The organism is Lederbergia wuyishanensis, assembly GCF_022900255.1.
Lineage (GTDB): Bacteria > Bacillota > Bacilli > Bacillales > Bacillaceae_C > Lederbergia > Lederbergia wuyishanensis.
This window is the reverse complement of record NZ_JALIRM010000001.1, coordinates 846,778-872,322: the sequence shown is the minus strand read 5'-3', so window position 1 is coordinate 872,322 and position 25,545 is coordinate 846,778. Positions and strand designations below refer to the sequence as shown.

The window sequence follows — 25,545 nt, the reverse complement described above, 5'->3', positions numbered from 1 at the left end:
TATATCATAATTATGTCCTAGTTTGTATAATGTGCATAAATTGTCCGATGGACTTACCTTACTGACAGAGGGGGGAAAAGGATGAGCAAAAATCCTGTAACAAGACGTCAATTTTTAAGCTACACACTCACTGGAGTAGGTGGGTTTATGGCTGCTGGAATGTTGATGCCAATGCTTCGTTTTGCTGTAGATCCTGTTTTGAAGGCTCATGCAGCTGGTGAATTTAAAATGACGGATAAGAAAATTGCTGATATTACAGCAGATCCAGTCCGCGTCGATTTTAAATACGAACAACAAGATGCATGGTACACTTCTGAAGTAACACAAACAGCTTGGGTATACAAAAACGATGATGGAGAGATTGTAGCTTTATCACCAGTTTGTAAACATTTAGGCTGTACAGTAGCTTGGGAAGGAAGCGAAAAACATCCAGATATGTTCTTTTGTCCTTGCCATATGGGTCTATATCATAAGAATGGCGAAAACGTACCAGGTACTCCGCCAAGGGGACCATTGGATGCTTATCCAACGCAAGAAAAAGACGGCTTTTTAATGTTAGGTTCACCTGGAACAAATCCATTCGTAAGGAAGTAAAGGAGGTTTAAATCTTGCTTAACAAAATGTACGACTGGATTGACGAGCGTATGGATATTACTCCTATATGGAGAGACATTGCAGACCATGAAGTGCCTGAGCATGTTAACCCTGCTCATCACTTTTCAGCGTTTGTATACTGTTTTGGCGGATTAACATTTTTTATTACTGTTATCCAAATACTTTCGGGTATGTTTTTAACGATGTATTATGTACCTGATATTAAAAACGCTTGGGAATCCGTATATTATCTGCAAAATCAAGTTGCTTTCGGACAAATTGTCCGTGGTATGCACCATTGGGGTGCGAGTCTAGTAATCGTTATGATGTTTTTACATACACTTCGTGTGTTCTTCCAAGGAGCATATAAGAAGCCTCGTGAGCTTAACTGGATTGTTGGGGTACTTATCTTTTTTGTCATGCTCGCTCTAGGGCTAACTGGTTATCTACTTCCTTGGGATATGAAAGCATTATTTGCAACAAAAGTTACACTTGAAATTGTTGAATCTGTTCCGCTCATTGGTGTTTATGCGAAAACATTAATAGCTGGGGATCCGACGATTGTAGGAGCACAAACATTAACTCGTTTCTTTGCAATCCATGTATTCTTCTTGCCAGCCGCATTGTTGGCATTAATGGGTGCTCACTTTGTTATGATCCGGAGACAAGGAATTTCTGGACCGTTGTAAAATTAGTTTACTCATGAAGGAGGGGACACAATGCATCGTGGAAAAGGAATGAAATTCGTCGGCGATTCACGCGTTTCCGCTGAACGCAAACCGAATATTCCAAAAGATTATTCCGAATATCCCGGAAAAACAGAAGCATTTTGGCCTGACTTTCTTTTAAAAGAATGGCTTGTCGGTGCTGTTTTCTTAATTGGTTTTTTATGTTTAACTGTCGCACATCCAAGTCCGCTTGAACGTATTGCGGATCCTACTGATACTGGATATATTCCATTACCAGATTGGTATTTCTTATTCTTATATCAATTATTGAAATACACATATGCTTCTGGACCTTATAATATTCTTGGAACAGTTGTTATTCCTGGACTTGCATTCGGTGGATTAATGCTCGCACCTTTTATTGATCGTGGCCCTGAGCGTCGTCCATCTAAGCGTCCATTTGCAACAGGCTTTATGCTTCTTGCATTTGCAGCAATTTTCTATTTAACTTGGCAAGCTGTTGATATGCACGATTGGGCAGCTGCAGAACAACAAGGTAAAATAACTAAAACAGTTGAAGTTGATAAAGAAGCAGAAGGATATCAAATCTATCAAGCGAGCTGTATAGGTTGTCACGGTGAAAATCTTGAAGGTAAATCCGGAGTAGGTCCTGCTTTAGTAGGTTCCGGACATACAGCTGATGAAGTTAAAGATATCGCCCGCAATGGTTTCAAAAATATGCCTGCAGGTATTTTCAAAGGTACAGATGAAGAATTGGATAAGCTTGCAGACTATGTTGCAGACGTTGCAAAAAAATAATAAATTCTACTCAAGCCGGCAATTTGCCGGCTTTTTCCACATTATACGGAAGGCAGAGTGCGATGAGTTTAATCTATACATATTTGGCGGACCGCCGGTTTTTATTGCTTTTGCTATTCATTAATATAGTAGGAACTTTATACGGCTATTATTGGTATGAGAGCCAATTAGTCGTGACTCCTACCATTTTTATTCCATTTGTACCTGATAGTCCAACAGCAAGTTTATTTTTCGTGTTTGTGGTTGCGGCATTTTTGTTAAGAACAAATTGGCCACTATTTGAAGCATTAGCGATCATTACATTATTTAAATATGGTATTTGGGCTGTTGTAATGAATTTCTTATCACTTGCAGTCATTGGCGACATAGGCTGGCAAGGATATATGTTGATAGGCTCACATGCAGCTATGGCGATTCAAGGCATTTTATATGCCCCATTTTATAAAATGAAATTATGGCATGTTCTTGTTGCTGCAGCTTGGACCTTGCACAATGATGTAATAGATTATGTATTTATGCAATATCCTAAATATCCAGGTCTAGAGATTTATATTAAAGAAATAGGATACTTTACTTTTTGGCTAAGTGTTATTGGTATAGCAATTGCAATGTATTATGCGCGAAGATTTAAACATGGAAATCAACTCCAGTTATATTGACCTAGAAATATGAAATTGGTAGGTCTATTCTTGTCCTATCTCACATACATTTTATCAGTAGTATGGGGAGGGACAAGTATGAGGGGAAAATCAATCATCCTTCTATTGCTTTGCATATTTTTTTCTGGGTTTTCTGTACAAGCAGAATCAAAATCCTCTATGACTGAGTTAGATCAGCTTGCCGATGAAGCTTTAAAGTTAACAAGATTTGGTCGTCTAGAAGAAGCAAAAAATATAATGGAAAGATTTGCAGAATTATTTTCGGAAAAAGGGGTAACGGAACGTCAATTTACTATGGATGAACTTAGGATTGTAACTGCAGCTCATCATGACGCTTTGAAAGCTTTAACCAGCTCCGACATAAATACTAATGAGAGAGTAAAGAAAGTAACAGCATTCCGTCTAGCATCTGATGCTATTATTTCAGAGTATCAGCCATTATGGTCTCAAATGGAAAGACCGATAATGAATGCCTTTGCAGATGTAAAAAATGCAGCATTAGAAGGGGATGAAAATCTATATAATAGCCATCTAAATGAATTTTTATCAACGTATTCCGTTATTCAACCAAGTATAAAAATTGATATTCCAATTGGGAAAGTGCAAATGCTTGATTCTAAAATTGCTTATATAGATCAATATCGGAGCACGTTTTCTGAACAAAAATGGATGAAGGAACTGGAAGGCTTAGAAACGGATTTGAAAAATTTATTTACGGATATTAATAAAGATGACACAGATCCTTCAATTTGGTGGGTGATGTTCATGACTGGTGGCATTATCGTTTCAACCTTGTCATACGTAAGTTGGCGAAAGTATCGAGGACAAAAGCTTCAGCAGCAGAAACGAAAAGATCTAAATGATTGACCAAAGACCTACCATCAAATAAAATAGAAGGTAAACAACTAGAAATGGGGGTTTATAATGGGAGGATATTTAATTTATTTGGCGATCATTATCATTATCCCGATTTGGGCTCAAATGAAAGTGAAAAGCGCATACACAAAATATTCAAAGATCCCAACTTCTGCAGGTATGAGTGGGGCGGAAGTTGCTCGTAGGATATTAGACGAAAACGGATTAGAAAATGTAGCTGTTAAAGAGACGCAAGGGGTTTTAAGTGACCATTACAATCCAATGAATAAAACTGTATATCTTTCTTCATCCAATTATCACCATCATTCAGTGGCTGGAGCAGCCGTTGCAGCTCACGAAGTTGGTCATGCTATTCAAGATAAAGAAGGATATGCTGCATTACGTTTCCGTCATGCATTAGTTCCAGTCGTCAATATAACTTCAAAATTTGCTTGGATCTTCATTATGATAGGAATTCTTGTAACAGCGCTGCCTAACTTTTTATTAATTGGTATTATTTTAATGGCAGCGGGAGTAATATTCCAAATGGTTACATTACCAGTTGAGTTTAATGCATCCTCAAGGGCGATGGACCAAATTGTTTCACTTGGTCTTATCAGCAATGCGGAAGAGCGGGATGCAAGAAAAGTATTAAATGCAGCTGCCATGACATATGTCGCTGCCGCAGCGGTTGCAGTCCTAGAATTGATAAGGTTAATATTGATTTTTACTAACATTACTAGAAATGATTAATGAATGTATAACCCGGTCATTTACCGGGTTATATTTATTTTTTGCAAAATTTACAGAAAAAAAGTAAAATAGCTAAAAACATTAAAGAGGGACGTATGGATGACAAATATAGAATTTAATTCTCATTTTCGTAAACAAAATAAAGATGTTGCAAGGCTCCTTATTAAATGCCCTGATCAGCCAGGTATTGTATCTGCAGTTTCAACTTTTCTTATGAATTATGGAGCTAACATAATTGAATCCAGTCAGTATTCCGCAAATCCCGAAGGTGGAAATTTTTTTATAAGAATGGAGTTTAGTTGCCCAGATTTACATACTAGACGAAGTGATATTGAGCAATCTTTTCAAGAAATATCTACAAAATTTAATATGGATTATGAATTTAAATATGTAAGTGACATTAAGAAAACAGCTATTTTTGTTTCAAAGGAACTGCATTGTTTAATGGAGCTTCTATGGGAGTGGCAAAATGGAGATTTAATAATGGATATTGGCTGTATCATAAGCAATTCCGAGAATGCTGAGCAATTAGCCAAATCTTTAAATATACCATTTTATTACATTCCGGCTAATAAGGATATTCGTATGCAAGTAGAAGAAAAACAAATGAGGATATTGAAAGAACATGATATTGAACTCATTATTCTAGCCCGGTATATGCAAATTTTGACTCCTAATTTTGTTTCACATTATCCAAATCAAATTATTAATATTCACCATTCCTTTTTGCCAGCTTTTATTGGTGCTAGACCTTACGAGCGAGCATATGAGCGTGGTGTAAAATTAATTGGCGCAACCTCACATTATGTAACGAATGATCTTGACGAAGGGCCAATTATTGAACAAGGCGTTGAAAGAGTCAGTCACCACGATAAAGTGGATGACTTAAAAAGAATTGGAAGAAATATTGAAAGAAGCGTATTAGCACGCGGAGTAAAATGGCATCTACAAGACCGTGTCATTGTAGATGGAAATAAAACAATCGTTTTCTAGTAAAATTTTTCAGATAGCTAAATATTATTGTCTTTTTAACTTGTTGTTGAAGTGAAAGATCCCCTGAGGAAAAAAGTTTAAAGCGAGCTCTTCTGATAATAAGGGTGGAGTCGACTATTATTTTCTCACCTACACTGAGATAAAAGAAACACGATGATGTACAAGCGACTGTTGACTTATTGCAGGTGAGGTGGGAAAGGCTCGTTCGCTAGACGCTAGTAGCCGAAGCTAGCCACGCGTTAAGCGCCGAAGTGGCTAACGAACTGCCCTTGGAAAAAAACACAAGTTTAGTAGTGCTAAAACAAGTAAAGGCCTTTTCACAAACATATTTGGTGGTAAGGAGATTTATACGTCATAGGGTCTTTTATTTTCGTCTAGTGTAAAGCCTTCACCCATTACATCATGGACGACTGTAACAGAGACAAATGCATGAGGATCAATGGCATTTACGATTCTTTTTAAATTAACAATTTCGTTCTTCGCTACAACACAATATAAAACTTCTTTATTTTGTTTAGTAAAGGATCCATAGCCACGCAATACCGTGACACCTCTACCCATTTGCATTAAAATTTCGTCGGCTATTTTTTCATGCTGCAATTCGGATATTATCATTGCCCCTCTTGCGGCATATGATCCTTCCTGCATGAAATCAATGACTCTTGCACCTACAAAAACAGCTACGAGAGTATACATAGCTTGTACATGATTTAAATACGTCAAAAGGGACGCAGTGATGACAATTGCATCAAACATAAACATTGTTCTACCCATACTAAATCCTTTATATTTAAGAAATAAACGAGCGATAATATCAACTCCACCTGTGGTCCCTCCGTATCGAAACGTGATGCCAAGACCTATGCCGATAAATACTCCTGCAAATAAAGCGGCTAGAAATAGATCGCCGTTTAAAGGAATGCTAATTTGATATTTTTGAAAAATAAACAAGAATAAAGAAACTGATAACGTTCCAATAATTGTATAGATGAAAGATTTGCTTCCAAGTAGCTTCCATCCAACAAAAAATAGGGGTACATTCAATATAAGGTTGGAAATAGAAGGATCGATATTAAAAACAAAATAAAGCAATAAGGTAATACCTGTAAATCCACCTTCTGCTAAATTATTTTGCATATTAAAGTGAACGATACCAAATGAAAAAATGGCTGCACCTAGTAGGATGAAGAAGATATTTTTAAACTTTATTCCGCCGAGCACATTATCGCCTCCGAATATCAAGAATTGAATTTATAATATAGGTATAGAAGCTAATTCATTATAACCAATCTTTGACAAAGTGTACAAAAATACTACACTAAAGCGTTATTATTTGAATATAAAAAAAGTATTAGCTAACATAATGGTGAAAGGTGATACATTATGACTAAAAAGAAGACTATACAACAAATCCAAGAAGAAGTAGACACATACATTAGTCAGTTTAAAGAGGGTTACTTTAGTCCACTTGCAATGCTTGCTAGGCTGACTGAAGAGCTAGGAGAATTAGCTAGAGAACTCAATCATCATTATGGGGAAAAACCAAAAAAGTCAACAGAAGAAGAAAAAGCGATTGAGGAAGAAATGGGAGATTTACTTTTCGTGTTAGTTTGCTTGGCAAATTCATTAAATATCGACTTACAATCAGCTCACGATATAGTGATGAATAAATTTAATACTCGAGATAAAGACAGATGGACAAGAAAAAGTGAGGGTGAATAAAATGGCGAATCCTATAAAAATAGTAGTGGCGGGACCGCGTGGAAGAATGGGGAGAGAGGCAGTAAATTTAGTAAAAGAGACTCCTGAATTTGAATTGGTAGCGGTACTAGACCGTAGATTTGATGGAATGCGTCTCTCAGAAATAGACGGTTTTTCAAATCTTGATGTAAGAATATACACAGATGTGGAAGAATGCTTTCAAAATGTCGATGCAGATGTTTTAATTGACTTGACTGTACCTGAAACTGGCTATGTACATACTAAAACTGCATTATTACATGGTGTACGCCCTGTAGTTGGGACAACAGGATTTACGGAAGAAGAAATATCTGAATTAAGAAAATTGGCGGAAGAAAGAGATATCGGGTGTATTATCGCTCCAAATTTCGCAGTCGGCGCAATATTAATGATGAAATTTTCTCAAATGGCAGCTAAATACTTCAAAAATGTTGAAATAATTGAACTCCACCATGATCAAAAGCTTGATGCACCATCAGGTACTGCTTTGAAAACGGCTAAAATGATTTCGGTGAATCGAGAAAAAAAGAAACAAGGTCATCCAAATGAAAAAGAAACAATTTCAGGTGCAAGAGGTGCTAACTACGATGGGATGCATATCCATAGTGTGAGATTACCAGGACTTGTTGCACATCAACAAGTAATATTTGGTGCACCAGGGGAAACGTTGACAATTCGTCACGATTCGTATAATCGTTCTTCTTTTATGACAGGAGTAAAAATGTCAGTTGAAACGGTAATGAACTTGAATACACTTGTTTACGGATTAGAGCATATTTTAGAATAATGCATATGAAGACTGTTTTCGTAATGAATATTGTCTTTAAAAAGGCTTTGTTAAATGCAACTTGTTGAATTGAGTAGTCGGAGTGAAAATCAACATACAAGGCAAAAAGCTTTTAACAAAGAACATGAGACATATTCATTTGAAAACAGTCTTTAATGTGAATTGTATTAATTATTAAGGGGCGGCTTTTATGAAACAAGGAGTAGACATTCTAGCTTTTGGAGCACATGCAGATGATGTAGAAATTGGTATGGCAGGTTCATTAGCAAAATGGGCTGAAGAAGGAAAGAAAATTATTATTTGTGATTTAACCGAAGCGGAATTATCATCTAATGGTAATGTGGAATCAAGAAGAAAAGAAGCTAAAACAGCTGCAGACATACTTGGGGCTTTTGATCGTGTGAATCTTCATTTACCTGATCGAGGATTATTTATAACGGATAATCATATTAGAAAAGTTGCAAATGTTATTAGGAAATACAAGCCTAAAGTAATTTTCGCGCCTTATCATAATGACCGTCACCCTGATCATGGAAATTGCTTTCGTCTCGTGGAAGAAGCTTTTTTTTCTGCGGGAATAAGAAAGTATGAAGTGGAGGACAATTTTCCACCTCATAAGGCGTTATCTTTATTTCAATACATGATTAATGGATTTTCCCAACCTCATTTTGTAATTGACATAACTGACTTTATAGATAAAAAAGTGGAAGTGTTACTGGCATATAATTCGCAATTTTTTGTTCCCGAAGGTGGGGTACCAACACCTTTAACAGAGGGATATATCGAAAGCGTAAAAGCGAGAGATAAACTGTTTGGGAAAGAAGTTGGGGTATTCTATGCAGAAGGTTTCCTTTCTAGTAAACCTTTATTGCTAAATAAAAATTTGTTTGGAGAAGGCTTATGAAATTAAAAATAGGAATTACATGTTATCCTACTGTTGGAGGTTCTGGAGTAATAGCAACAGAGCTCGGTAAAATGTTAGCTGAAAAGGGACATCAAATTCATTTTATAACGTCCAATATTCCTTTTCGATTAGATGTATTGCATCATAATATATTTTTTCATCAAGTTTGTGTGAATCAATACTCTGTTTTTCAATATCCTCCATACGACATTGCTTTAGCAAGTAAAATGGCTGAGGTTATTAAACGTGAACAACTTGATATTTTACATGTTCATTATGCGATTCCTCATGCCGTTTGTGCCATTTTGGCTAAGCAAATGGCAGGAACGAATGTGAAAATTGTAACTACTTTACACGGAACTGACATAACTGTTTTAGGTTATGACGAGACTCTTGCGGAAGCAATTAAATTTGGTATTGAAAAATCCGATTCAGTTACTGCAGTTTCACATGCATTAAAATTGCAAACAAATGAAGTCGTTGCTGCTGATAAAGAAATTAACGTCATTCATAATTTTATTGACGAAAGAATTTATAAAAAAGTGGACGCAAATCATCTTAAAGAGGCATATGGCATAAAGAATGACGAAAAAGTCATTATTCATGTTTCCAATTTCCGAAAGGTGAAAAGAGTAAGTGATGTAGTTGCCTCTTTTGCCAAAATAGCTGCTGTAATTCCCACCAAGCTACTTCTAGTTGGAGATGGACCAGAAATGACAAAGCTTTGTAAGCTTGTAAAGAAATTAGGAGTCGAAGATAAAGTACTATTTTTAGGTAGACAAGATCATTTAGAAGAGCTTTATTCCATTAGTGATTTAATGTTATTGCTATCAGAAAAAGAAAGCTTTGGGCTTGTTGCATTAGAAGCAATGGCCTGTGGTGTTCCTTGTATAGGGACAAATATTGGCGGTATTCCGGAAGTGATTTCTGACGGGTATAACGGATTTGTTTGTAAATTAGGAGATTTGGATGAAATTAGTAAGAAAGCAATTAGTCTTTTGCAAAATGAGTCATTGCTTCAAGAATTTTCATATCAAGCGTCCCAAACTCCTATAGATCGTTTTCAATCAAATTTGATTGTAGAGAAATATGAAAAGCTCTATGAATCTTTAATGCAAAGTGTTGGACAAGGATGGTAGCCATGAACCAAACGTTTCTTGCCGCAACTCCGGTACTTGAAAAAATTGAAAAAGCAGGATTTGAAGCCTATTTTGTCGGAGGTGCTGTAAGAGATTATCTTCTAAATAGGGAGATTCATGATGTAGACATTGCTACGTCGGCTACACCTCATGAAATAAAAAATATTTTTCCATCAACTGTAGACGTCGGAATAGAACATGGGACCATTCTTGTCTTGTTTAAAGGACAAGGTTTCGAAGTAACAACTTTTAGATCGGAATCAAATTATGAAGATTTTCGAAGACCTGCTTCCGTTACATTTATTAGATCACTTGAAGAAGATTTAAGACGTAGAGATTTTACAATGAATGCTATTGCTATGGATAGAGAGGGACGATTAATCGATCCTTTTAACGGAAAAAATGCCATCGATTATCAAATAATTGAAACAGTTGGAGAGGCATCTGAGAGATTTAAAGAAGATGCTCTGCGCGTAATGAGGGCAATCAGGTTTGTAAGTCAATTAGGGTTCAGCTTGGATAGAAACACCGAAAGAGAAATGGCAAACTCAGCTCATCTGCTCAAACATATTTCAATTGAAAGAATTACGGCAGAAATGACAAAACTGCTTAGTGGTACTTATAGAGAAAAAGCATTATCTATAGCAATAGAAACAAATCTATATTCCTATTGGCCAAGTTTATTTAATCAAAAAAACATTCTTCAATCTATTTTGTCATTTCCAACAAAGCAATTAACAGAAATAGAAATATGGATTCTCTGCACATTTTTGTTCAATCATTCTAACTCAAATGAATTATTAAAAGGATGGAAGCTACCAAGTAAAAAAATTCAGTTCATATTACGTGCTCTCTTCTATTTACGTTGGAGAAGGGAACACGAATGGACTTCTTATGATTATTACCGTGCTGGAAAAGATATTTCTATGATTGTGGAGCGAGTCTATCAAACAAGTTTGTGTAATGATATTTCAGCGATTGAAGAAAATATTGAAAATATCTTTAAACAACTGCCTATATCATCTCGTGGCGATTTAAAGATTACGGGTGAAGTCTTATTGGAATGGGTAAATAAACCCGCTGGCCCTTGGGTAAAGGATGTATTTGAAAGTATAGAAAAAGCAGTAATAAATAATGATATTTTAAATGAGGTTGCCGAAATAAAAAGGTGGGTTACGTCTTGTTATCTTCAATAAAAACACAATTATATGAAGCGCTCGCAAATGCTGATGGAGAGTACCTATCTGGACAAGCCTTAGCTGAAATCATTGGTTGTTCTAGGACTGCCATATGGAAGCATATTGAAGAGTTGCGTAAATCAGGTTTCGAATTAGAAGCGATTAGAAAAAAGGGTTACAGGTTGATTAGCAAACCTGACACATTAACTGAGCATGAAATAGTATTTGGCTTAGAAACAAAAACAATCGGGCGACATGTTCTCTATTATGACTCGGTTGAATCAACTCAAATTATCGCACATAAGGTTGCTAGAGAAGGAGCACAAGAAGGAACACTTGTAATTGCGGGGGAACAAACCGGTGGAAAAGGGAGAATGGCTCGTCCATGGCATTCTTCTAATCAGAAGGGGATCTGGATGAGTTTAATTGTCAGACCAATGCTTCCTCCTGAAAAAGCTCCGCAATTTACACTTATCGCTGCAATCGCTTGCGCTAAAGCAATAGAAGAAGTTACTGGATTAGAACCCAATATTAAATGGCCGAATGATATTCTTTATAACGGTAAAAAACTGACTGGTATTCTTACTGAGCTTCAAGGTGAAGCGGATAAAGTAAATTTCCTTATAATCGGTATCGGTATCAATGTTAACCAGAAAAATGAAGATTTTCCTGAGCATGTAAAAGATATTGCTTCTTCCCTAGAGATTGAATCTGGACAACCAGTTTCAAAGGTTAAAATGATACAAAAAATCTTAAAATATTTTGAAAAATATTATGTGCTTTACATGGAAAAAGGTTTCGCTCCATTGAAAATTTTGTGGGAAAGTTATGCGGGAGGAATCGGGAAACCAATAATTGCAAGAACAATCACTGGAGAGATATCCGGTACAGCAATTGGGATTACAGATGAAGGCATTTTATTAATAGAAGATCATGAAGGGAATATTAAACGTATATATTCAGCGGATATTGAGTTTCCTTCATAGTCATCATAAAAAAAATTTGTTATAATGCTCTTGAAGAATGATTAGTTTTCAATGGGCGGTATCCTTAGTGAACTGCACCACAATGATTTACCAATAATATTTGATTTCTGCCTTGATCCAGAAGGACGGGGACAGAGGACCGAAACGAGTGAAGATTTGAAGGAGTCCTTCTGCCTATTTGGAGAGGACTCCTTTCTTTCTGACAGCTCGAATTAATTCGAATCCTCTGATATTAAAGGAGGAGAAAAGAAAAGTGAAACAAACAACGGATTTTTCTAAAATGAAAAAATCTGGAGAGAAAATTGCTATGGTTACTGCTTACGATTTTCCACAAGCTAAGCTTGCTGAAGAAGCGGGAGTTGATATGCTTTTAGTGGGGGATTCCTTAGGGATGGTTGTATTAGGGTATGATTCCACAATACCTGTGACCTTACAAGACATGATCCACCACACGAAAGCCGTAAAAAGAGGAGCAAAAGATACATTTATTGTTTCCGATCTTCCTTTTATGACATACCACGTAAGCAAAGAGGACGCTTTTAGGTCTGCTGCAGCGCTTCTGCAGGAAGGGGGAGCACATGCTGTTAAAGTAGAAGGCGGAGGAGATGTTATTAATATTATTAAGTCTCTTACATTAGCAGGTGTTCCGGTCATGGCACATCTCGGGCTTACTCCTCAGGCTGTTGGAGTTTTAGGAGGATATAAAGTTCAAGGTAAAAGTGCAGAAGCAGCAAATGAATTAATAAATGAAGCCATTAAGTGTCAAGAAGCTGGGGCTTTTGGAATCGTTCTTGAATGTATTCCTAAACAACTTGCTAGTCTTGTTTCATCTAAATTGGATATTCCAACTATCGGGATTGGTGCTGGAAATGAAACTGATGGCCAAGTTCTCGTCTATCATGATTTATTAACATTCGGGGTAAATCGTGTACCGAAATTTGTAAAACAATATGGCGATATCAATACATTAACGAAGGAAAGTATTCAACAATATGTGGCTGAAGTGAAAAATTCTTCCTTTCCTGAGGAAAAACATTCATTTACGATGAATGATTCTGAACTAGAGTTGCTTTATGGGGGAAAATAAAATGGAAATTATCACTTCTGCAAAAGCTATGCAACAACGAGCTTTGCAGTTGAAAAAACAAGGAAAATCAATCGGTTTTGCTCCAACGATGGGATATTTGCACGAAGGTCATTTAAAACTAGTTAAACAATCATTGCAACATAATGATATAACAGTTATGAGTATATTCGTTAATCCACTACAGTTTGGACCAAATGAAGACTTTGAGGCTTATCCGCGCGATGTTGAAAGAGATAAAATGCTTGCAGAAAATGCAGGAGTAAATATTTTATATTTACCTGAACTCTCTGATATGTATCCAAACGAACTTTCGTTTGAAATAAATGTAACAAAAAGAACCGATGTACTTTGTGGCAGGAGTCGACCAGGACATTTTAATGGGGTAGCAACCGTTTTAATAAAGCTTTTTAATATTATTTTACCGACTAATGTTTACTTTGGCATGAAGGATGCTCAACAAGTAGCTGTTGTTGATTCTTTAATCAAGGATTTTAATTTTCCGATTCAACTCAATCCTGTAGATACGGAAAGAGAAGAAGACGGACTCGCCAGAAGCTCAAGAAATGTTTATTTATCAGATGAGGAACGAAATCAGGCGCCACATTTGTATAAAGGCTTGCAAATAGCTTCTGAAGCCATAAAAAATGGTGAGGTAAATCCATTAAATATAATCCAAATGGTTGAGGATTATATTAAGACTAACACAAATGGTAAAATTGATTATATTGAAATATTAAGTTTTCCAGAGCTAAATCCATTAAACCAAATAAATGGGAAAGTCATTATTGCTCTTGCTGTAAAGTTTTCCAAGGCGAGATTAATCGATAATATCATTCTTGACATACATTCATAAGGAGGTCCAACATCATGTTTCGTACGATGATGAATGGGAAAATCCATAGAGCAACAGTAACAGAAGCAAATTTAAACTATGTAGGTAGTATTACTATAGATGGTGACATTTTAGAAAAAGTTGGGATGTTACCAAATGAAAAAGTTCAAATTGTAAATAATAATAATGGAGCACGATTTGAAACATACATTATTGAAGGTGAAAAAGGCTCTGGTGTTATATGCGTAAATGGGGCAGCTGCAAGGTTAGTCCAACCAGGAGATATCGTCATTATCATTTCTTATGCATTAGTGCCTGAAGAAAAAGTTCGTTCCCATCAACCTAAAATTGCACTAATGACTAAGGATAATAAAATTAGTGATATGATTCATTACGAACCAGAATCTACAGTTTTTTAGTAATGAGAAGAGAGAAATATATAACTTAAAACCAGTCCAGTTATGAAATTAAAATGGCGATTTTAGAGTTATTTGTTGATTATATCACTACGCTGACTGTAACTGAAGGCAAGAGACTCATGGGGAAAAACGGTTCACGATAGACATACAGGCATACAGCCCCGTTAAAGTGAGTGACTTGATCGAAAATCAACATATGAGTTAACGAGCCATTCATATAAATGGGCTGGTTTTTTCCTGAATAGCATATATATGATACAATTGTCGAGAGTATGTAAAGAATGTCAAGCCTAGCGCTTTTCTAATAAGGTGTGGTATGTGTATGACACGAAAATATATAGTTGTCGATTTAGAGACAACAGGTAATACCCATGATCGTGGAGATCGTATTATTCAATTTTCTGCAGTGGTAATAGAAAACCTACGAATCGTGGATCAATATACAACATTTATTAACCCTGGAATTCCTATTCCACCTTTTATAGAGGAACTAACAGGTATTCATGACGGAATGGTCCATGATGCACCTGAATTTAAGGATGTTGCATCTATAATTCATGATCTTCTTAAAGATGCTATTTTTGTAGCTCATAATGTTATCTTTGACCTTCGTTTTTTGCGAAATGAGTTGGATAAGGCAGGATATAGCAATATTGGTTTAGATTCAATCGATACTGTAGAATTTGCAAAAATTCTTATGCCAACGGCTTCTAGTTTTAAGCTTTCTGAACTTGCTGAAATGTTGCAGTTAGAACATGAAAATCCTCACCAAGCTGATAGTGATGCTTTAGTTACAGCAGAACTATTTTTAATTCTAATAGAACGCGTAAGTTCCTTACCTCTGATTACTATAGAAAAGTTAACAGATATGGCTTATTCGTTAAAAAGTGATTTATACATTATTTTCCAAGGTGTTTTACAAGAAAAAAGAAAGAACATAGAAAACCTGCACCATCAATTGGAAGTTTTTCGTGGAATTGCCCTGAAGAAGAAAATATTCCCACAAAGAATCAATGAAGAAAGATCATTATCTTTTCCAAAAAGTATAGAAGAAAAAATGAATCTTTTTTCGGAAATGAATGATTTAAAGCTACGAATTGGACAAATTGAAATGATGGATGCAGTTTATCAATCTTTTCTAAATAATAAATATGCGGTAATTGAAGCTGGGACTGGTACAGGAAAAACATTAGCATATTTATTGCCATCTTTGTATTTTGCAAATATTCAAAGACAACCAGTAATTATTAGTACATATACCATTCAAATGCAAGAACAAATATTTAATGAAATCGATCGATTGAAAGAAATTATTCCTTTTTCATTTCAAACCTCTATATTAAAAGGGCGAAGCAATTACATAAACATGCTTAAATTTGAACAAACCTTGTATGATAAAGACCCCCAGTATGATACTGTCATTACAAAAATGCAATTACTTGTATGGTTAGTGGACACGGAAACGGGTGATATGGACGAGCTAAATGTGTCAAGTGGCGGGAAATTATATATACAAAGAATTAAACACGACGGCTGGTTCTCTCAAAAAGAGAAAGATCCTTGGATTGCACATGATTTCTATTTATATGCTCGAAATCTTGCTTCACGTGCTGATCTTGTCATAACTAATCACTCAATGCTACTCCTTGATACAGAAAACGATCAAAACATTCTGCCTGACTATCAATATATTGTTATTGATGAAGCACATAACTTAGAAAAGACAGCTAGAAATTGTTTTGGTAAGAAGCTTGAGTATAATGGTTTAAAGTTTTGGATTGGACGTCTAGGAACATTGGAAAAGAACAATCTATTTAGTAAATTAGAAAAACTTTTAAACGACAAGGAATTATCTTCGAGTCTTCATCCTTTGGAATTAGAACATATTATCATACAGCTTGACTTAGAAATAGACGAATTATTTAACATGATAGGAAAAAAAGTCTTTCAGCATTATGAAAGAAAAATAAATAAAAATACAAAACAACAATTACGAATAACAGAAACTATGATTTCAGATCGTAAATGGATACCTATCGTATTATGCGCTGAAAGAGTTTATGATTATTTCCGAACAATTAGTAAAGAGGTTGAACAAAGACTTACATTAATTAAACGTGAAAACCAAAATTTAAAGGATAGAGAACAAGCTTTTTTAGAAGAAACTAATAGTTTTTTGCGTGACTGGAATAAGATTGGGGAAAAAATTCAACAATTGTTTATAAAGCCTTCAAATCAACATGTTATTTGGGTTGAAGGAGATATTCGTGCACTTCCCAATAGCATTGGCATTTACGCGCAGCCAATCAACCTGGGAGAAGAATTATTTGATCGTTTCTTCATTCAGAAAAAGGGTATCGTCATGACCTCAGCTACACTTACGGTCAATCAATCGTTTAATTATTTCTTAAATGAGTTGGGATTGCCAAAAGAAGAAGTGGTAGAAAAAATCATTCCTTCACCATTTTGTTATAAAGACATGGTTAAATTAATGATTCCATCAGATTTACCAGAAGTTCGTGGAACAGATAATGATGAATATATAGAGGCAATATCAAATCATATCATTTCACTAGCTAATGCAACTGATGGAAAAATGCTTGTACTCTTTACATCATATGATATGTTAAGAAAAACATATCAATTGATTAAAGATTCATCAGCTTTAGAAGACTTTATTCTTCTAGCGCAAGGTATTACTAGCGGTAGTCGAACAAGACTTACTCGGAATTTCCAACAGTTTAATAAATCAATTCTTTTTGGTACAAGTAGTTTTTGGGAAGGGGTAGACATTCCAGGAGAAGATTTATCATGTTTAGTTATCGTTAGACTCCCATTTTCTCCACCCGATGAGCCAATAACAGCAGCTAAATATGAGTTGATAAAAAAGAATGGTAAGAATCCATTTTCTTTGTTTGCTTTACCTGAAGCAGTCATACGTTTTAAGCAAGGGTTTGGCAGATTAATCAGAACGGAGTCAGATCGCGGTGTAGTAATTGTATTAGATAGAAGAATCGAAACAACTATTTACGGAAAAACTTTTTTAAATTCTATACCTGACATTACTGTGGAACGCGGCCCATTGAATGCTATTTTGTCATCCATTGAAAAATGGCTATAAAGTTGAGGCTGTGTCAATATAGACACAACCTCAAGTTTGTGGGCTGATTTTGTGAATTTTGCAGTATACGCATTTTTTTCATCATGCTCTAGGATATTTCTTGCTATAATGATGATATGCGTATATGTAGTATCACCAAAAATGAGTGCACTATGATGTTAATTATTGTTTGAATAAAGGAACCAATATTTTTTTAATATCTATTAAACATAAGGTGGAAATCAATGAAAAAGTGGATTTTACTCTTATTTCCATTAATCTTAATTATTTCACTGTCTTCTTATATTTATAAAGAAGCTAGAGAACCTCTTCTAAAAGCCGAACAATATGCTGAAAAAAGGGCTCAAACAGAAGGGCATCTTATAAGTAATGATGAATTCTTTGTGTATCATGGAACAAAGACTTATTATGTTATCATCGGTAAAAATGAGTCAGGAACTGAAACGATTGTTTGGATTCCTGAAAAAAACAACCAAGAAATTATCACGAAAAAAGCATCGGATGGAATATCTGAGAAAGAGGCAATATCCAAACTAATTCAAGAAGAAAAGCCAAAGAAGGTTCTTGGAGCTAGGCTCGGAATGGAGAAAGAATTACCTGTATGGGAACTATCTTATTTGGACCAGAACTCAAAACTAAATTATTATTATATCCATTTTGATACAGGCAAGTGGTGGAGAAAAATAGAAAATTTATAAGAGAAAGAGGAATGACGATGAACATCAATTTAGCTGAACGTGTTGATGCTTTAACACCATCTTCAACTTTGGCAATTACAGCGAAAGCAAAAGAATTAAAATCCCAGGGACTTGACATTATTGGGCTAGGTGCCGGAGAGCCTGATTTTAATACACCTGAAAACATCATTGAAGCGGCTTATCGCTCTATGACAGAAGGTTTTACTAAATACACTCCTGCAGCTGGGTTACCAGAATTGAAAAAAGCAATTATAAGTAAGCTGGGAAGAGACCAAGGTCTTACATATAAACCTTCCGAAATTATAGTTGGAAATGGCGCGAAACACGTTTTATATACACTTTTCCAAGTGATTTTAAATGATGGTGACGAAGTCATAATCCCTACACCTTATTGGGTAAGTTATCCTGAACAAGTTAAGCTTGCTGGTGGGGTTCCTGTTTATATTGAAGGAAAAGAAGACAATGACTATAAAATTACTCCAGAACAACTAAAAGCAGCAATAACTAATAAAACAAAAGCAATTATAATCAATTCACCTAGCAATCCAACAGGTATGATTTATTCCCAAGCTGAGCTATCTGCGCTTGGTGAAATTTGCTTAGAACATAATGTTCTTATTGTTTCGGATGAAATTTATGAGAAATTGGTTTATGGTGAAAACAAACACATATCCATTGCTCAAATTTCACAATCTTTGAAAGATGCTACAGTTATCATAAATGGCGTATCAAAATCCCATTCTATGACAGGGTGGAGAATTGGATATGCTGCTGGTAATGAAAAAATTGTAACCGCGATGACAGATTTATCTAGCCATTCAACATCTAATCCGACAACAACCTCCCAGTACGGTGCTATTGAAGCCTATAATGGACCGCAAGATGCTGTTGAACAAATGAGGCAAGCATTTGAAGAAAGATTAAATATTATTTATGATAAACTAGTGGCTATTCCAGGTGTAGAATGTAAAAAGCCACAAGGTGCTTTCTATTTATATCCAAACTTTAAAGAAGCTGCACATATAGCTGGGTACGAAGATGTAGATCAACTAGTAGAAGCGTTGCTTGAAGAAGCCCTGGTAGCTGTGATTCCTGGTTCGAGCTTTGGTTCTCCAAATAATATTCGTATATCGTACGCAACCTCTCTTGAGGCATTGGAGGAAGCTGTAAGTCGTATACATTCTTTTGTCGAGAAAAAAAGTAACAACCTCTAAAATACTTTTACAGTAAATGATATAAGTGGTCCGAAAGGAATGTTAATGTGAAAACAACAATAGCAGAAGTTCATAAATATGTAGGTCAAGAAGTAACATTAGGAACATGGTTAGCTAATAAACGTTCAAGTGGAAAAATCGCCTTTTTACAATTAAGGGATGGTTCGGGCTTTATCCAAGGTGTAGTCGTAAAATCCGATGTAAGTGAAGATACATTTCAAAAAGCAAAATCTTTATCTCAAGAATCATCACTTTATGTTACGGGTACGATTCAGGAAGATACCCGTTCACCATTTGGATATGAACTTTTAGTAACAAATATTGAAGTAATTCATGAAGCAGTAGATTATCCAATTACACCAAAAAATCATGGTACTGAATTTTTAATGGACCATCGTCATTTATGGCTAAGATCTCGTAAACAACATGCGGTTATGAAAATTAGAAATGAAGTTATACGTGCTACTTATGAATTTTTCAATCAAAATGGGTTTGTTAAGGTCGATCCACCAATTTTAACGGGAAGTGCTCCAGAAGGAACGACAGAATTATTCAAAACAAAATATTTTGATGAAGATGCGTTTTTATCGCAAAGCGGACAGTTGTACATGGAAGCTGCTGCAATGGCGTTAGGAAAAGTTTTCTCATTTGGGCCAACATTTAGAGCAGAAAAATCAAAAACACGCAGACATTTGATTGAATTTTGGATGATTGAACCTGAAATGGCCTTTTATGAATTTGAGGATAGTTTAAAAGTACAAGAAGAATATGTTTCTTATATTATTCAATCTGTATTAAGAAATTGTTCTCTTGAATTAGATCGATTAGAAAGAGATAAATCAAAATTAGAAAATATTACAACACCATTTCCGAGAATTACTTATGATGATGCAATTAAGTTTTTACATGAAAAAGGGTTTGACGATATTCAGTGGGGTGATGATTTTGGCGCTCCTCATGAAACAGCTATCGCCGATCATTTCGATAAGCCAGTGTTTATCACACATTACCCAAAAGTAATAAAACCTTTTTATATGCAACCTGCTCCTGACAGGGATGATGTTGTTTTATGTGCTGACATGATTGCTCCTGAAGGCTATGGAGAAATCATTGGAGGTTCAGAACGTATTCACGATTATGAATTATTGAAACAAAGAATAGAAGAGCATCATTTACCATTAGAAGCATATCAATGGTATTTAGATCTTTCAAAATACGGTTCAGTTCCTCACTCTGGGTTCGGCCTTGGTTTAGAACGAACGGTTGCGTGGATTTCTGGTGTTGAGCACGTAAGGGAAACAATACCATTCCCACGTTTGCTAAATCGTTTATATCCTTAATTACAAAAACTGCCTTAATACTTATCCATCTTATAACCGATTGATGGGTATTAGGGCAGCTTTTATTTTTTTAACTAAACGTATGCTTATGCCCTATAGGTGGACAAATTGTGCTTTTCTTATGGAAGTAGTAATCTTTTTTATTTGAGTTAAAGGGAGTGTCAACCCACCTTTAATGGATATATTTTTAAAAAATATTAATCGCGGAACATGGTATAATCGATTTAAGTGAGGTGCGTAAGCATGAATAAAGATTTAATGCTTTCTTGGATAGAATCAGGTATTATCCAGGTACCATACTTATTAATGAGTAGGTATCGAGAAATTGGCCTTGATGAGAAAGAATTGGTTGTTTTATTGCAAATTATATCTTTTATTGAAAAAGGGAATGATTTCCCGACGCCTGAACAAATAGCCGACCGAATGACAATTACGAGTGGGGAGTGTACCTCCATTTTAAGAAGGCTAGTTCAGCTTGAAATGATAAAAATAGAAAAAGGCTTCTCTGATGATGAAGTAAGATATGAAAGATACTCTTTATCTTCTTTATGGTTAAAATTAGCTGACTTTTTAATAGCAGAAAAGAAAAAAGTAGACCTTGAAACTATCTTTCAGGAAGAAAAAGATATTTATACAACGTTTGAGCAGGAATTTGGCCGTCCGCTTTCTCCTCTAGAATGTGAATCACTTGCTATGTGGATTGATCAGGATGGTCAGAATCCTGTTATCATAAAAGCAGCTTTACGTGAAGCTGTCATGTCTGGAACTGTTAACTTCAGGTATATAGATAGAATTTTATTTGAATGGAAAAAGAATGGTATTACCACTGTAGAACAGGCAAAGATCCACAGTTTAAAATACAGACAAAAATCTAAACAAACAAGTACACCAAGTAAAAGTTCTAATGCAGTACCTTTTTATAACTGGTTGGAGCAGTAGTAATTGCCAAGAAGGAGAAATAAATGCTAAATAAACAACAAATTCGTTTTTGCTTGGATGAAATGGGAAAAATGTTCCCAGATGCCCATTGTGAATTAGTTCATTCTAACCCGTTTGAACTTGTCGTAGCGGTTGCGCTTTCCGCACAATGCACGGACGCATTAGTCAATCGAGTAACGAAAAATCTTTTTGAAAAATATAAGTCCCCTGAAGATTATTTAGCAGTTCCATTAAGTGAACTTGAATCAGATATAAGATCAATTGGTTTATTTCGAAATAAAGCAAAAAACATTCAAAAACTATGTAAAATTCTACTAGAAGAATATGATGGTAAAGTTCCTTCAGAATACGAAGAATTAATAAAGCTTCCAGGTGTTGGCAGAAAAACTGCCAACGTAGTTATGTCTGTAGCATTTGGAGTTCCAGCAATTGCTGTAGATACTCATGTAGAGAGGGTAAGTAAACGATTGGCGTTTTGTCGCTGGAAAGATAGTGTTTTGGAAGTTGAAAAAACATTAATGAAAAAAGTTCCAAAAGATGAGTGGTCTATCACACATCATCGAATGATATTTTTCGGAAGATATCACTGTAAAGCACAGAATCCGCAATGTCCAACTTGTCCATTATTAGTAGTATGCAGGGAAGGGAAAAAGCGGGTTAAAGAATAATTTTATTAGGAACACCTAGTTCCCTTAATTTCCTAGATAAAGATGTTGCCGGTCAATTACACTTCTCTAATGGGGTCAACGAATTAAGATTAACCTGCATAAACGACACTGCAGTTCGCTATACATACACTAGAAGAAATTTGGAACCTAATGAAGGCCCATATTCTTGCTAGTTATTAATTTTCTTATTAACTAACTAAATTTCATCGTAGTATAGGATGTTTTACGGTAATGGTGGATATAAGGACACGGCTCCTAGTTATTGTTGCTTTTTATGACCTTCTTCTGAGATAAAGGAAGCACAGCGAGGAATGAAAATGCCAATCACTCACTAGAAGATAGGCGTGGATGTAAATAATCTAATATAGTAAAAAAAATTTATAAATTACAATTACGCTTAACAAAAAAACCAGCTGCTTTCATTATCATTTAATGGAAGCAGCTGGTTTATTAATATATTTAGTTTCCTCCATTTTCACCATCAACGGGGTCAACAGGATCACCAGGATTCTCGTCTACAGGTTGCTCTGGCTCCGAGGGTTCAATTTCTCCTGAGTCAGAACCATTATCTCCTTGACCTGGCTTGTTGCCGTTATTTCCATTATTCCCGTTATTATTTTTGTCTTTATCTTTATCTTTATCTTTATCTTTGTCTTTGTTTTTATCTTTATCTTTGTTTTTATCTTTATCTTTGTTTTTATCTTTATCTTTATTTTTTTCTTGGTCACCTGGATTATCTTCAGGTGGAGCAGGCTCTTCCTCGATTTTTGGTACAGTAACACTTGCTGTACCAGGTGTACTTCGTTGATGCTCTGTTACTGCTGTCACCTCAATTGAATAAGTAATTCCAGGTTCAGCATTTTTAATTGTAAAACTTTGCTCATTTAAGACTCCTAATGCCTGCTTTTTCCCGTCAGAAGTCTTAATTGTCACATCAAACTTAAGTTTCTTATCTTTTGTCTCAGGATGATCCCAAGCGAAACCAACTTCATTTTCGGTTTCATGATATTCCCCGCTAACGGAAGGAGCATCTAGCTTATCAAATACAATAGAAACTTCTTTCGGCTCAGTACCAGCAACAAATAATTCATAAATAATATTATTGTTTGGAGTATATTTGCTTGGTTTTTTAGCGGGATTAGAACCTTTTTCAACTGCTGCTTTCACAACGCTTTTTGGCATTGGAAAATCAGGAGTATCAATTCCTGACGATACATGGGACATTAAATTTCTATATAGTTCTTTCGCAATTTGTTGATCATTTGTTCCAGCACGAAGTGGAATTTTGCGTTTTTCATAACCAGTCCATACGGTAATCGTGTAATTCGTTGTGTAACCAGCAAACCATGCATCTGGCACATCACCATTATTCAAACCGTTATCTTGAATTTCTTTAGCCGAATAGTTTGTTGTTCCTGTTTTTGCAGCGGCCGGAAGTCCTTGAATAACAGCAGTTTTTCCAGTTGCTCCTTGCTTGTAAGACAGTACATCTTTTAACATGTCTGTAACCATATAAGCTGTAGAATCTTTCATTGCAAGTTTTGGTTTTACTTTATTTGTTATTTCTGTTTCTTCATCACGTAAAACTATTTTTTTTACAGTATGAGGTTTATTATACATACCGTTATTGCCGAAAGTAGCATACGCTCCTGCTAGTTTTAATGGGGAAACATTTTCAATACCACCAATTGAAGCTGCTTCATTAAGATCTTTATCAAATTCCAAACCTATATTTGCCGCGAATTCTCGAGCCTTATCAGCTCCAACTTCTTGGAAAGCCTTAAGTGCAGGTATATTTCTAGAACGATATAATGCTTCACGAATGGACATACGACCAAGATAACCTTGATCAAAGTTATTAATTTTTTCACCTGTTGAATATTTATATGGTTCATCAACTATTTGTTCATAAGTTGACCAGTTTAAATTTTCAATTGCAGGACCGTAATCAAGTATTGGCTTTATGGTAGAACCAGGTTGGCGATCGTTCAACTGTGTTGCAAAATTTCGGCCACGCTTAATATCTTTATACCTGTTTCCGCCGATGGCACGAATTTCACCTGTTTTTGTATCTAGCATTACAAGTCCAGCTTGCATTTTATCGTCTGGAAATTGAACTATTTCATCAGTATATAACATTTTCTCGGTGTATTCTTGTGCATCAGGATCAAGTGTAGTATAGATTTTTAAGCCATCAGCGTATACGTTATAATCACCCATTTCTTCAACTTCACGAATGACTTGATCGACGAATGAATCATATTTATATGGGTTTGCATTATTTTTTTCTTCTGGAACCAATGTTTTGGCTATAGGGATTTTTTTAGCCTTATCCATTTCCTCTTTTGTAATTTTTCCATGTTGATACATTAGAGATAGGACAAGATTTTTCCTTTTTTCAGCTCGTTCAGGGTGCTTGTAAGGATCGTATCCATTAGGCAATTGCGGTAATCCAGCTAAAAATGCTCTTTCTTGAAGCTCTAACTGATCAAGATCTTTATTAAAATAGAACTTTGATGCAGTTTCAATCCCGTGAATTCCGTTACCATAGTAAATTTTATTTACGTACATTTCGAAAATTTGCTGCTTAGAGTAGTTTTGTTCAAGTTTATATGCGAGCCAAGCTTCTTGAGCCTTTCTTTTTAACTTTTTCTCATCTGATAAATAAGTCAACTTAATGATTTGTTGAGTAATTGTTGAACCGCCTTCTGCTCCAAATCCTCGGGTAACGTTTGCTAGTACTGCTCCAGCTAATCTACGAAAATCAATTCCACTATGCTTATAAAATCGGACGTCCTCTGTAGCTAATACAGCATCCTCTACTTGTTTTGGAATGTGATTATAATCTACGTAATCTCTTTTCTCTGTACCAAGTACCGCAAATACATCACCGTTTTTATCTAAAACTTCAGATGCAATTGGATCGATAAGGAGCACTTTATCTAACGGGGGGGCATCTTTTGCATAAATTGCGAAAGTCGTTATTCCAGTAATCAGTCCAATAACCCCTAATAGAAAACAAGTTAGAAAAATTACTTTTATTATTTTTTTTACTGACTTCTTATTCTTTTTTTGTTTATTAACAGGAGTTTGTTGTTTTCTGCGCTCCACACGAGTTTTATAATTTTCTGCCATTAGCAGTATTCCTCACT

Annotated in this window: 24 protein-coding genes; 22 read left to right on the top strand and 2 right to left on the bottom strand. The window is 35.4% G+C overall.

Annotation, left to right across the window (positions count from 1 at the left end; all coding sequences use genetic code 11):
* Positions 1 to 81 precede the first annotated feature (81 nt).
* From MT489_RS04255 to purU, 7 genes are all read left to right on the top strand, one after another.
* The gene (locus MT489_RS04255) at positions 82 to 594 is read left to right on the top strand and encodes a QcrA and Rieske domain-containing protein (protein WP_244680244.1); all 513 of its coding nucleotides are present in this window, start codon (positions 82 to 84) and stop codon (positions 592 to 594) included.
* A 14-nt stretch (positions 595 to 608) separates the two neighbouring features.
* Positions 609 to 1,283 carry a menaquinol-cytochrome c reductase cytochrome b subunit gene (gene qcrB, locus MT489_RS04250; protein ID WP_244680243.1) on the top strand — a complete coding sequence of 225 codons (675 nt, stop codon included), beginning with the start codon at positions 609 to 611 and terminating at the stop codon, positions 1,281 to 1,283.
* Positions 1,284 to 1,313: 30 nt separating this feature from the next.
* The gene (locus tag MT489_RS04245; RefSeq protein WP_244680242.1) at positions 1,314 to 2,081 is read left to right on the top strand and encodes a menaquinol-cytochrome c reductase cytochrome b/c subunit; all 768 of its coding nucleotides are present in this window, start codon (positions 1,314 to 1,316) and stop codon (positions 2,079 to 2,081) included.
* Between the two features lie 62 nt (positions 2,082 to 2,143).
* Positions 2,144 to 2,740, top strand: coding sequence for a lipoprotein heptaprenylglyceryl N-acetyltransferase LhaT (gene lhaT, locus MT489_RS04240; protein WP_244680241.1), 597 nt, complete (start codon positions 2,144 to 2,146; stop codon positions 2,738 to 2,740).
* Between the two features lie 78 nt (positions 2,741 to 2,818).
* Positions 2,819 to 3,607: a sporulation protein YpjB gene (gene ypjB, locus MT489_RS04235; protein ID WP_244680240.1), complete on the top strand. Its 789-nt coding sequence runs from the start codon at positions 2,819 to 2,821 to the stop codon at positions 3,605 to 3,607.
* A 57-nt stretch (positions 3,608 to 3,664) separates the two neighbouring features.
* Positions 3,665 to 4,348 (top strand): zinc metallopeptidase, encoded by a 684-nt coding sequence (locus MT489_RS04230; RefSeq protein ID WP_244680239.1) that lies wholly within the window; start codon positions 3,665 to 3,667, stop codon positions 4,346 to 4,348.
* Positions 4,349 to 4,447: 99 nt separating this feature from the next.
* Complete coding sequence (purU, locus tag MT489_RS04225) at positions 4,448 to 5,341, top strand: formyltetrahydrofolate deformylase (protein ID WP_244680238.1); 894 nt, start codon at positions 4,448 to 4,450, stop codon at positions 5,339 to 5,341.
* A gap of 345 nt (positions 5,342 to 5,686) precedes the next feature.
* Here purU and MT489_RS04220 read toward each other — a convergent pair whose 3' ends face one another.
* Positions 5,687 to 6,562, bottom strand: a complete 876-nt coding sequence (locus MT489_RS04220) for a YitT family protein (RefSeq protein WP_244680237.1) — start codon at positions 6,560 to 6,562, stop codon at positions 5,687 to 5,689.
* 162 nt (positions 6,563 to 6,724) lie between these two features.
* Here MT489_RS04220 and MT489_RS04215 point away from each other — a divergent pair, with 162 nt between their 5' ends.
* The 15 genes from MT489_RS04215 (at position 6,725) to nth (ending at position 22,393) form a co-directional block, all read left to right on the top strand.
* Positions 6,725 to 7,063: a nucleotide pyrophosphohydrolase gene (locus MT489_RS04215; protein WP_244680236.1), complete on the top strand. Its 339-nt coding sequence runs from the start codon at positions 6,725 to 6,727 to the stop codon at positions 7,061 to 7,063.
* A gap of 1 nt (position 7,064) precedes the next feature.
* A complete protein-coding gene (gene dapB / locus MT489_RS04210; RefSeq protein ID WP_244680235.1) occupies positions 7,065 to 7,868 on the top strand; it encodes a 4-hydroxy-tetrahydrodipicolinate reductase in 804 nt (267 codons plus the stop codon).
* 190 nt (positions 7,869 to 8,058) lie between these two features.
* On the top strand, positions 8,059 to 8,772 hold the full coding sequence (bshB1, locus tag MT489_RS04205; RefSeq protein WP_244680234.1) for a bacillithiol biosynthesis deacetylase BshB1: 714 nt from the start codon (positions 8,059 to 8,061) through the stop codon (positions 8,770 to 8,772).
* Positions 8,769 to 9,911: an N-acetyl-alpha-D-glucosaminyl L-malate synthase BshA gene (gene bshA, locus MT489_RS04200; protein WP_244680233.1), complete on the top strand. Its 1,143-nt coding sequence runs from the start codon at positions 8,769 to 8,771 to the stop codon at positions 9,909 to 9,911. The genes bshB1 and bshA overlap by 4 nt, the downstream gene beginning before the upstream one ends.
* A 2-nt stretch (positions 9,912 to 9,913) precedes the next feature.
* A complete protein-coding gene (locus tag MT489_RS04195) occupies positions 9,914 to 11,107 on the top strand; it encodes a CCA tRNA nucleotidyltransferase (RefSeq protein ID WP_244680232.1) in 1,194 nt (397 codons plus the stop codon).
* Positions 11,092 to 12,075, top strand: a complete 984-nt coding sequence (locus MT489_RS04190) for a biotin--[acetyl-CoA-carboxylase] ligase (RefSeq protein ID WP_244680231.1) — start codon at positions 11,092 to 11,094, stop codon at positions 12,073 to 12,075. The genes MT489_RS04195 and MT489_RS04190 overlap by 16 nt, the downstream gene beginning before the upstream one ends.
* Before the next feature lie 253 nt (positions 12,076 to 12,328).
* Positions 12,329 to 13,162: a 3-methyl-2-oxobutanoate hydroxymethyltransferase gene (gene panB / locus MT489_RS04185; RefSeq protein ID WP_244680230.1), complete on the top strand. Its 834-nt coding sequence runs from the start codon at positions 12,329 to 12,331 to the stop codon at positions 13,160 to 13,162.
* A 1-nt stretch (position 13,163) separates the two neighbouring features.
* Positions 13,164 to 14,015 carry a pantoate--beta-alanine ligase gene (gene panC, locus MT489_RS04180; RefSeq protein ID WP_244680229.1) on the top strand — a complete coding sequence of 284 codons (852 nt, stop codon included), beginning with the start codon at positions 13,164 to 13,166 and terminating at the stop codon, positions 14,013 to 14,015.
* 14 nt (positions 14,016 to 14,029) lie between these two features.
* Entirely contained in the window at positions 14,030 to 14,413 is a 384-nt protein-coding gene (panD, locus tag MT489_RS04175) for an aspartate 1-decarboxylase (protein ID WP_244680228.1), read from the top strand.
* A gap of 322 nt (positions 14,414 to 14,735) precedes the next feature.
* Entirely contained in the window at positions 14,736 to 17,534 is a 2,799-nt protein-coding gene (gene dinG / locus MT489_RS04170) for an ATP-dependent DNA helicase DinG (RefSeq protein ID WP_244680227.1), read from the top strand.
* Positions 17,535 to 17,758: 224 nt separating this feature from the next.
* Entirely contained in the window at positions 17,759 to 18,232 is a 474-nt protein-coding gene (locus tag MT489_RS04165; protein WP_244680226.1) for a cell wall elongation regulator TseB-like domain-containing protein, read from the top strand.
* 17 nt (positions 18,233 to 18,249) lie between these two features.
* On the top strand, positions 18,250 to 19,446 hold the full coding sequence (locus MT489_RS04160) for a pyridoxal phosphate-dependent aminotransferase (RefSeq protein WP_280518478.1): 1,197 nt from the start codon (positions 18,250 to 18,252) through the stop codon (positions 19,444 to 19,446).
* A 47-nt stretch (positions 19,447 to 19,493) separates the two neighbouring features.
* Positions 19,494 to 20,786, top strand: coding sequence for an asparagine--tRNA ligase (gene asnS / locus MT489_RS04155; protein WP_244680225.1), 1,293 nt, complete (start codon positions 19,494 to 19,496; stop codon positions 20,784 to 20,786).
* A 243-nt stretch (positions 20,787 to 21,029) separates the two neighbouring features.
* Complete coding sequence (locus MT489_RS04150; protein ID WP_244680224.1) at positions 21,030 to 21,725, top strand: DnaD domain-containing protein; 696 nt, start codon at positions 21,030 to 21,032, stop codon at positions 21,723 to 21,725.
* 23 nt (positions 21,726 to 21,748) lie between these two features.
* Positions 21,749 to 22,393, top strand: a complete 645-nt coding sequence (nth, locus tag MT489_RS04145; RefSeq protein ID WP_244680223.1) for an endonuclease III — start codon at positions 21,749 to 21,751, stop codon at positions 22,391 to 22,393.
* A 459-nt stretch (positions 22,394 to 22,852) separates the two neighbouring features.
* Here nth and MT489_RS04140 read toward each other — a convergent pair whose 3' ends face one another.
* A complete protein-coding gene (locus MT489_RS04140; protein ID WP_244680222.1) occupies positions 22,853 to 25,528 on the bottom strand; it encodes a penicillin-binding protein 1A in 2,676 nt (891 codons plus the stop codon).
* Between the last annotated feature and the right edge of the window lie 17 nt (positions 25,529 to 25,545).

Excerpts from the sequence above, each read along its gene's own strand:
- dapB (WP_244680235.1), top strand. The coding sequence starts at position 7,065 with ATGGCGAATCCTATAAAAATAGTAGTGGCGGGACCGCGTGGAAGAATG.
- MT489_RS04140 (WP_244680222.1), bottom strand. The coding sequence starts at position 25,528 with ATGGCAGAAAATTATAAAACTCGTGTGGAGCGCAGAAAACAACAAACT.
- panC (WP_244680229.1), top strand. The coding sequence starts at position 13,164 with ATGGAAATTATCACTTCTGCAAAAGCTATGCAACAACGAGCTTTGCAG.
- MT489_RS04215 (WP_244680236.1), top strand. The coding sequence starts at position 6,725 with ATGACTAAAAAGAAGACTATACAACAAATCCAAGAAGAAGTAGACACA.
- panD (WP_244680228.1), top strand. The coding sequence starts at position 14,030 with ATGTTTCGTACGATGATGAATGGGAAAATCCATAGAGCAACAGTAACA.
- dinG (WP_244680227.1), top strand. The coding sequence starts at position 14,736 with ATGACACGAAAATATATAGTTGTCGATTTAGAGACAACAGGTAATACC.
- bshB1 (WP_244680234.1), top strand. The coding sequence starts at position 8,059 with ATGAAACAAGGAGTAGACATTCTAGCTTTTGGAGCACATGCAGATGAT.
- MT489_RS04230 (WP_244680239.1), top strand. The coding sequence starts at position 3,665 with ATGGGAGGATATTTAATTTATTTGGCGATCATTATCATTATCCCGATT.
- lhaT (WP_244680241.1), top strand. The coding sequence starts at position 2,144 with ATGAGTTTAATCTATACATATTTGGCGGACCGCCGGTTTTTATTGCTT.
- purU (WP_244680238.1), top strand. The coding sequence starts at position 4,448 with ATGACAAATATAGAATTTAATTCTCATTTTCGTAAACAAAATAAAGAT.
- MT489_RS04165 (WP_244680226.1), top strand. The coding sequence starts at position 17,759 with ATGAAAAAGTGGATTTTACTCTTATTTCCATTAATCTTAATTATTTCA.
- nth (WP_244680223.1), top strand. The coding sequence starts at position 21,749 with ATGCTAAATAAACAACAAATTCGTTTTTGCTTGGATGAAATGGGAAAA.
- MT489_RS04255 (WP_244680244.1), top strand. The coding sequence starts at position 82 with ATGAGCAAAAATCCTGTAACAAGACGTCAATTTTTAAGCTACACACTC.
- MT489_RS04195 (WP_244680232.1), top strand. The coding sequence starts at position 9,914 with ATGAACCAAACGTTTCTTGCCGCAACTCCGGTACTTGAAAAAATTGAA.
- MT489_RS04245 (WP_244680242.1), top strand. The coding sequence starts at position 1,314 with ATGCATCGTGGAAAAGGAATGAAATTCGTCGGCGATTCACGCGTTTCC.
- ypjB (WP_244680240.1), top strand. The coding sequence starts at position 2,819 with ATGAGGGGAAAATCAATCATCCTTCTATTGCTTTGCATATTTTTTTCT.
- MT489_RS04160 (WP_280518478.1), top strand. The coding sequence starts at position 18,250 with ATGAACATCAATTTAGCTGAACGTGTTGATGCTTTAACACCATCTTCA.
- bshA (WP_244680233.1), top strand. The coding sequence starts at position 8,769 with ATGAAATTAAAAATAGGAATTACATGTTATCCTACTGTTGGAGGTTCT.
- MT489_RS04150 (WP_244680224.1), top strand. The coding sequence starts at position 21,030 with ATGAATAAAGATTTAATGCTTTCTTGGATAGAATCAGGTATTATCCAG.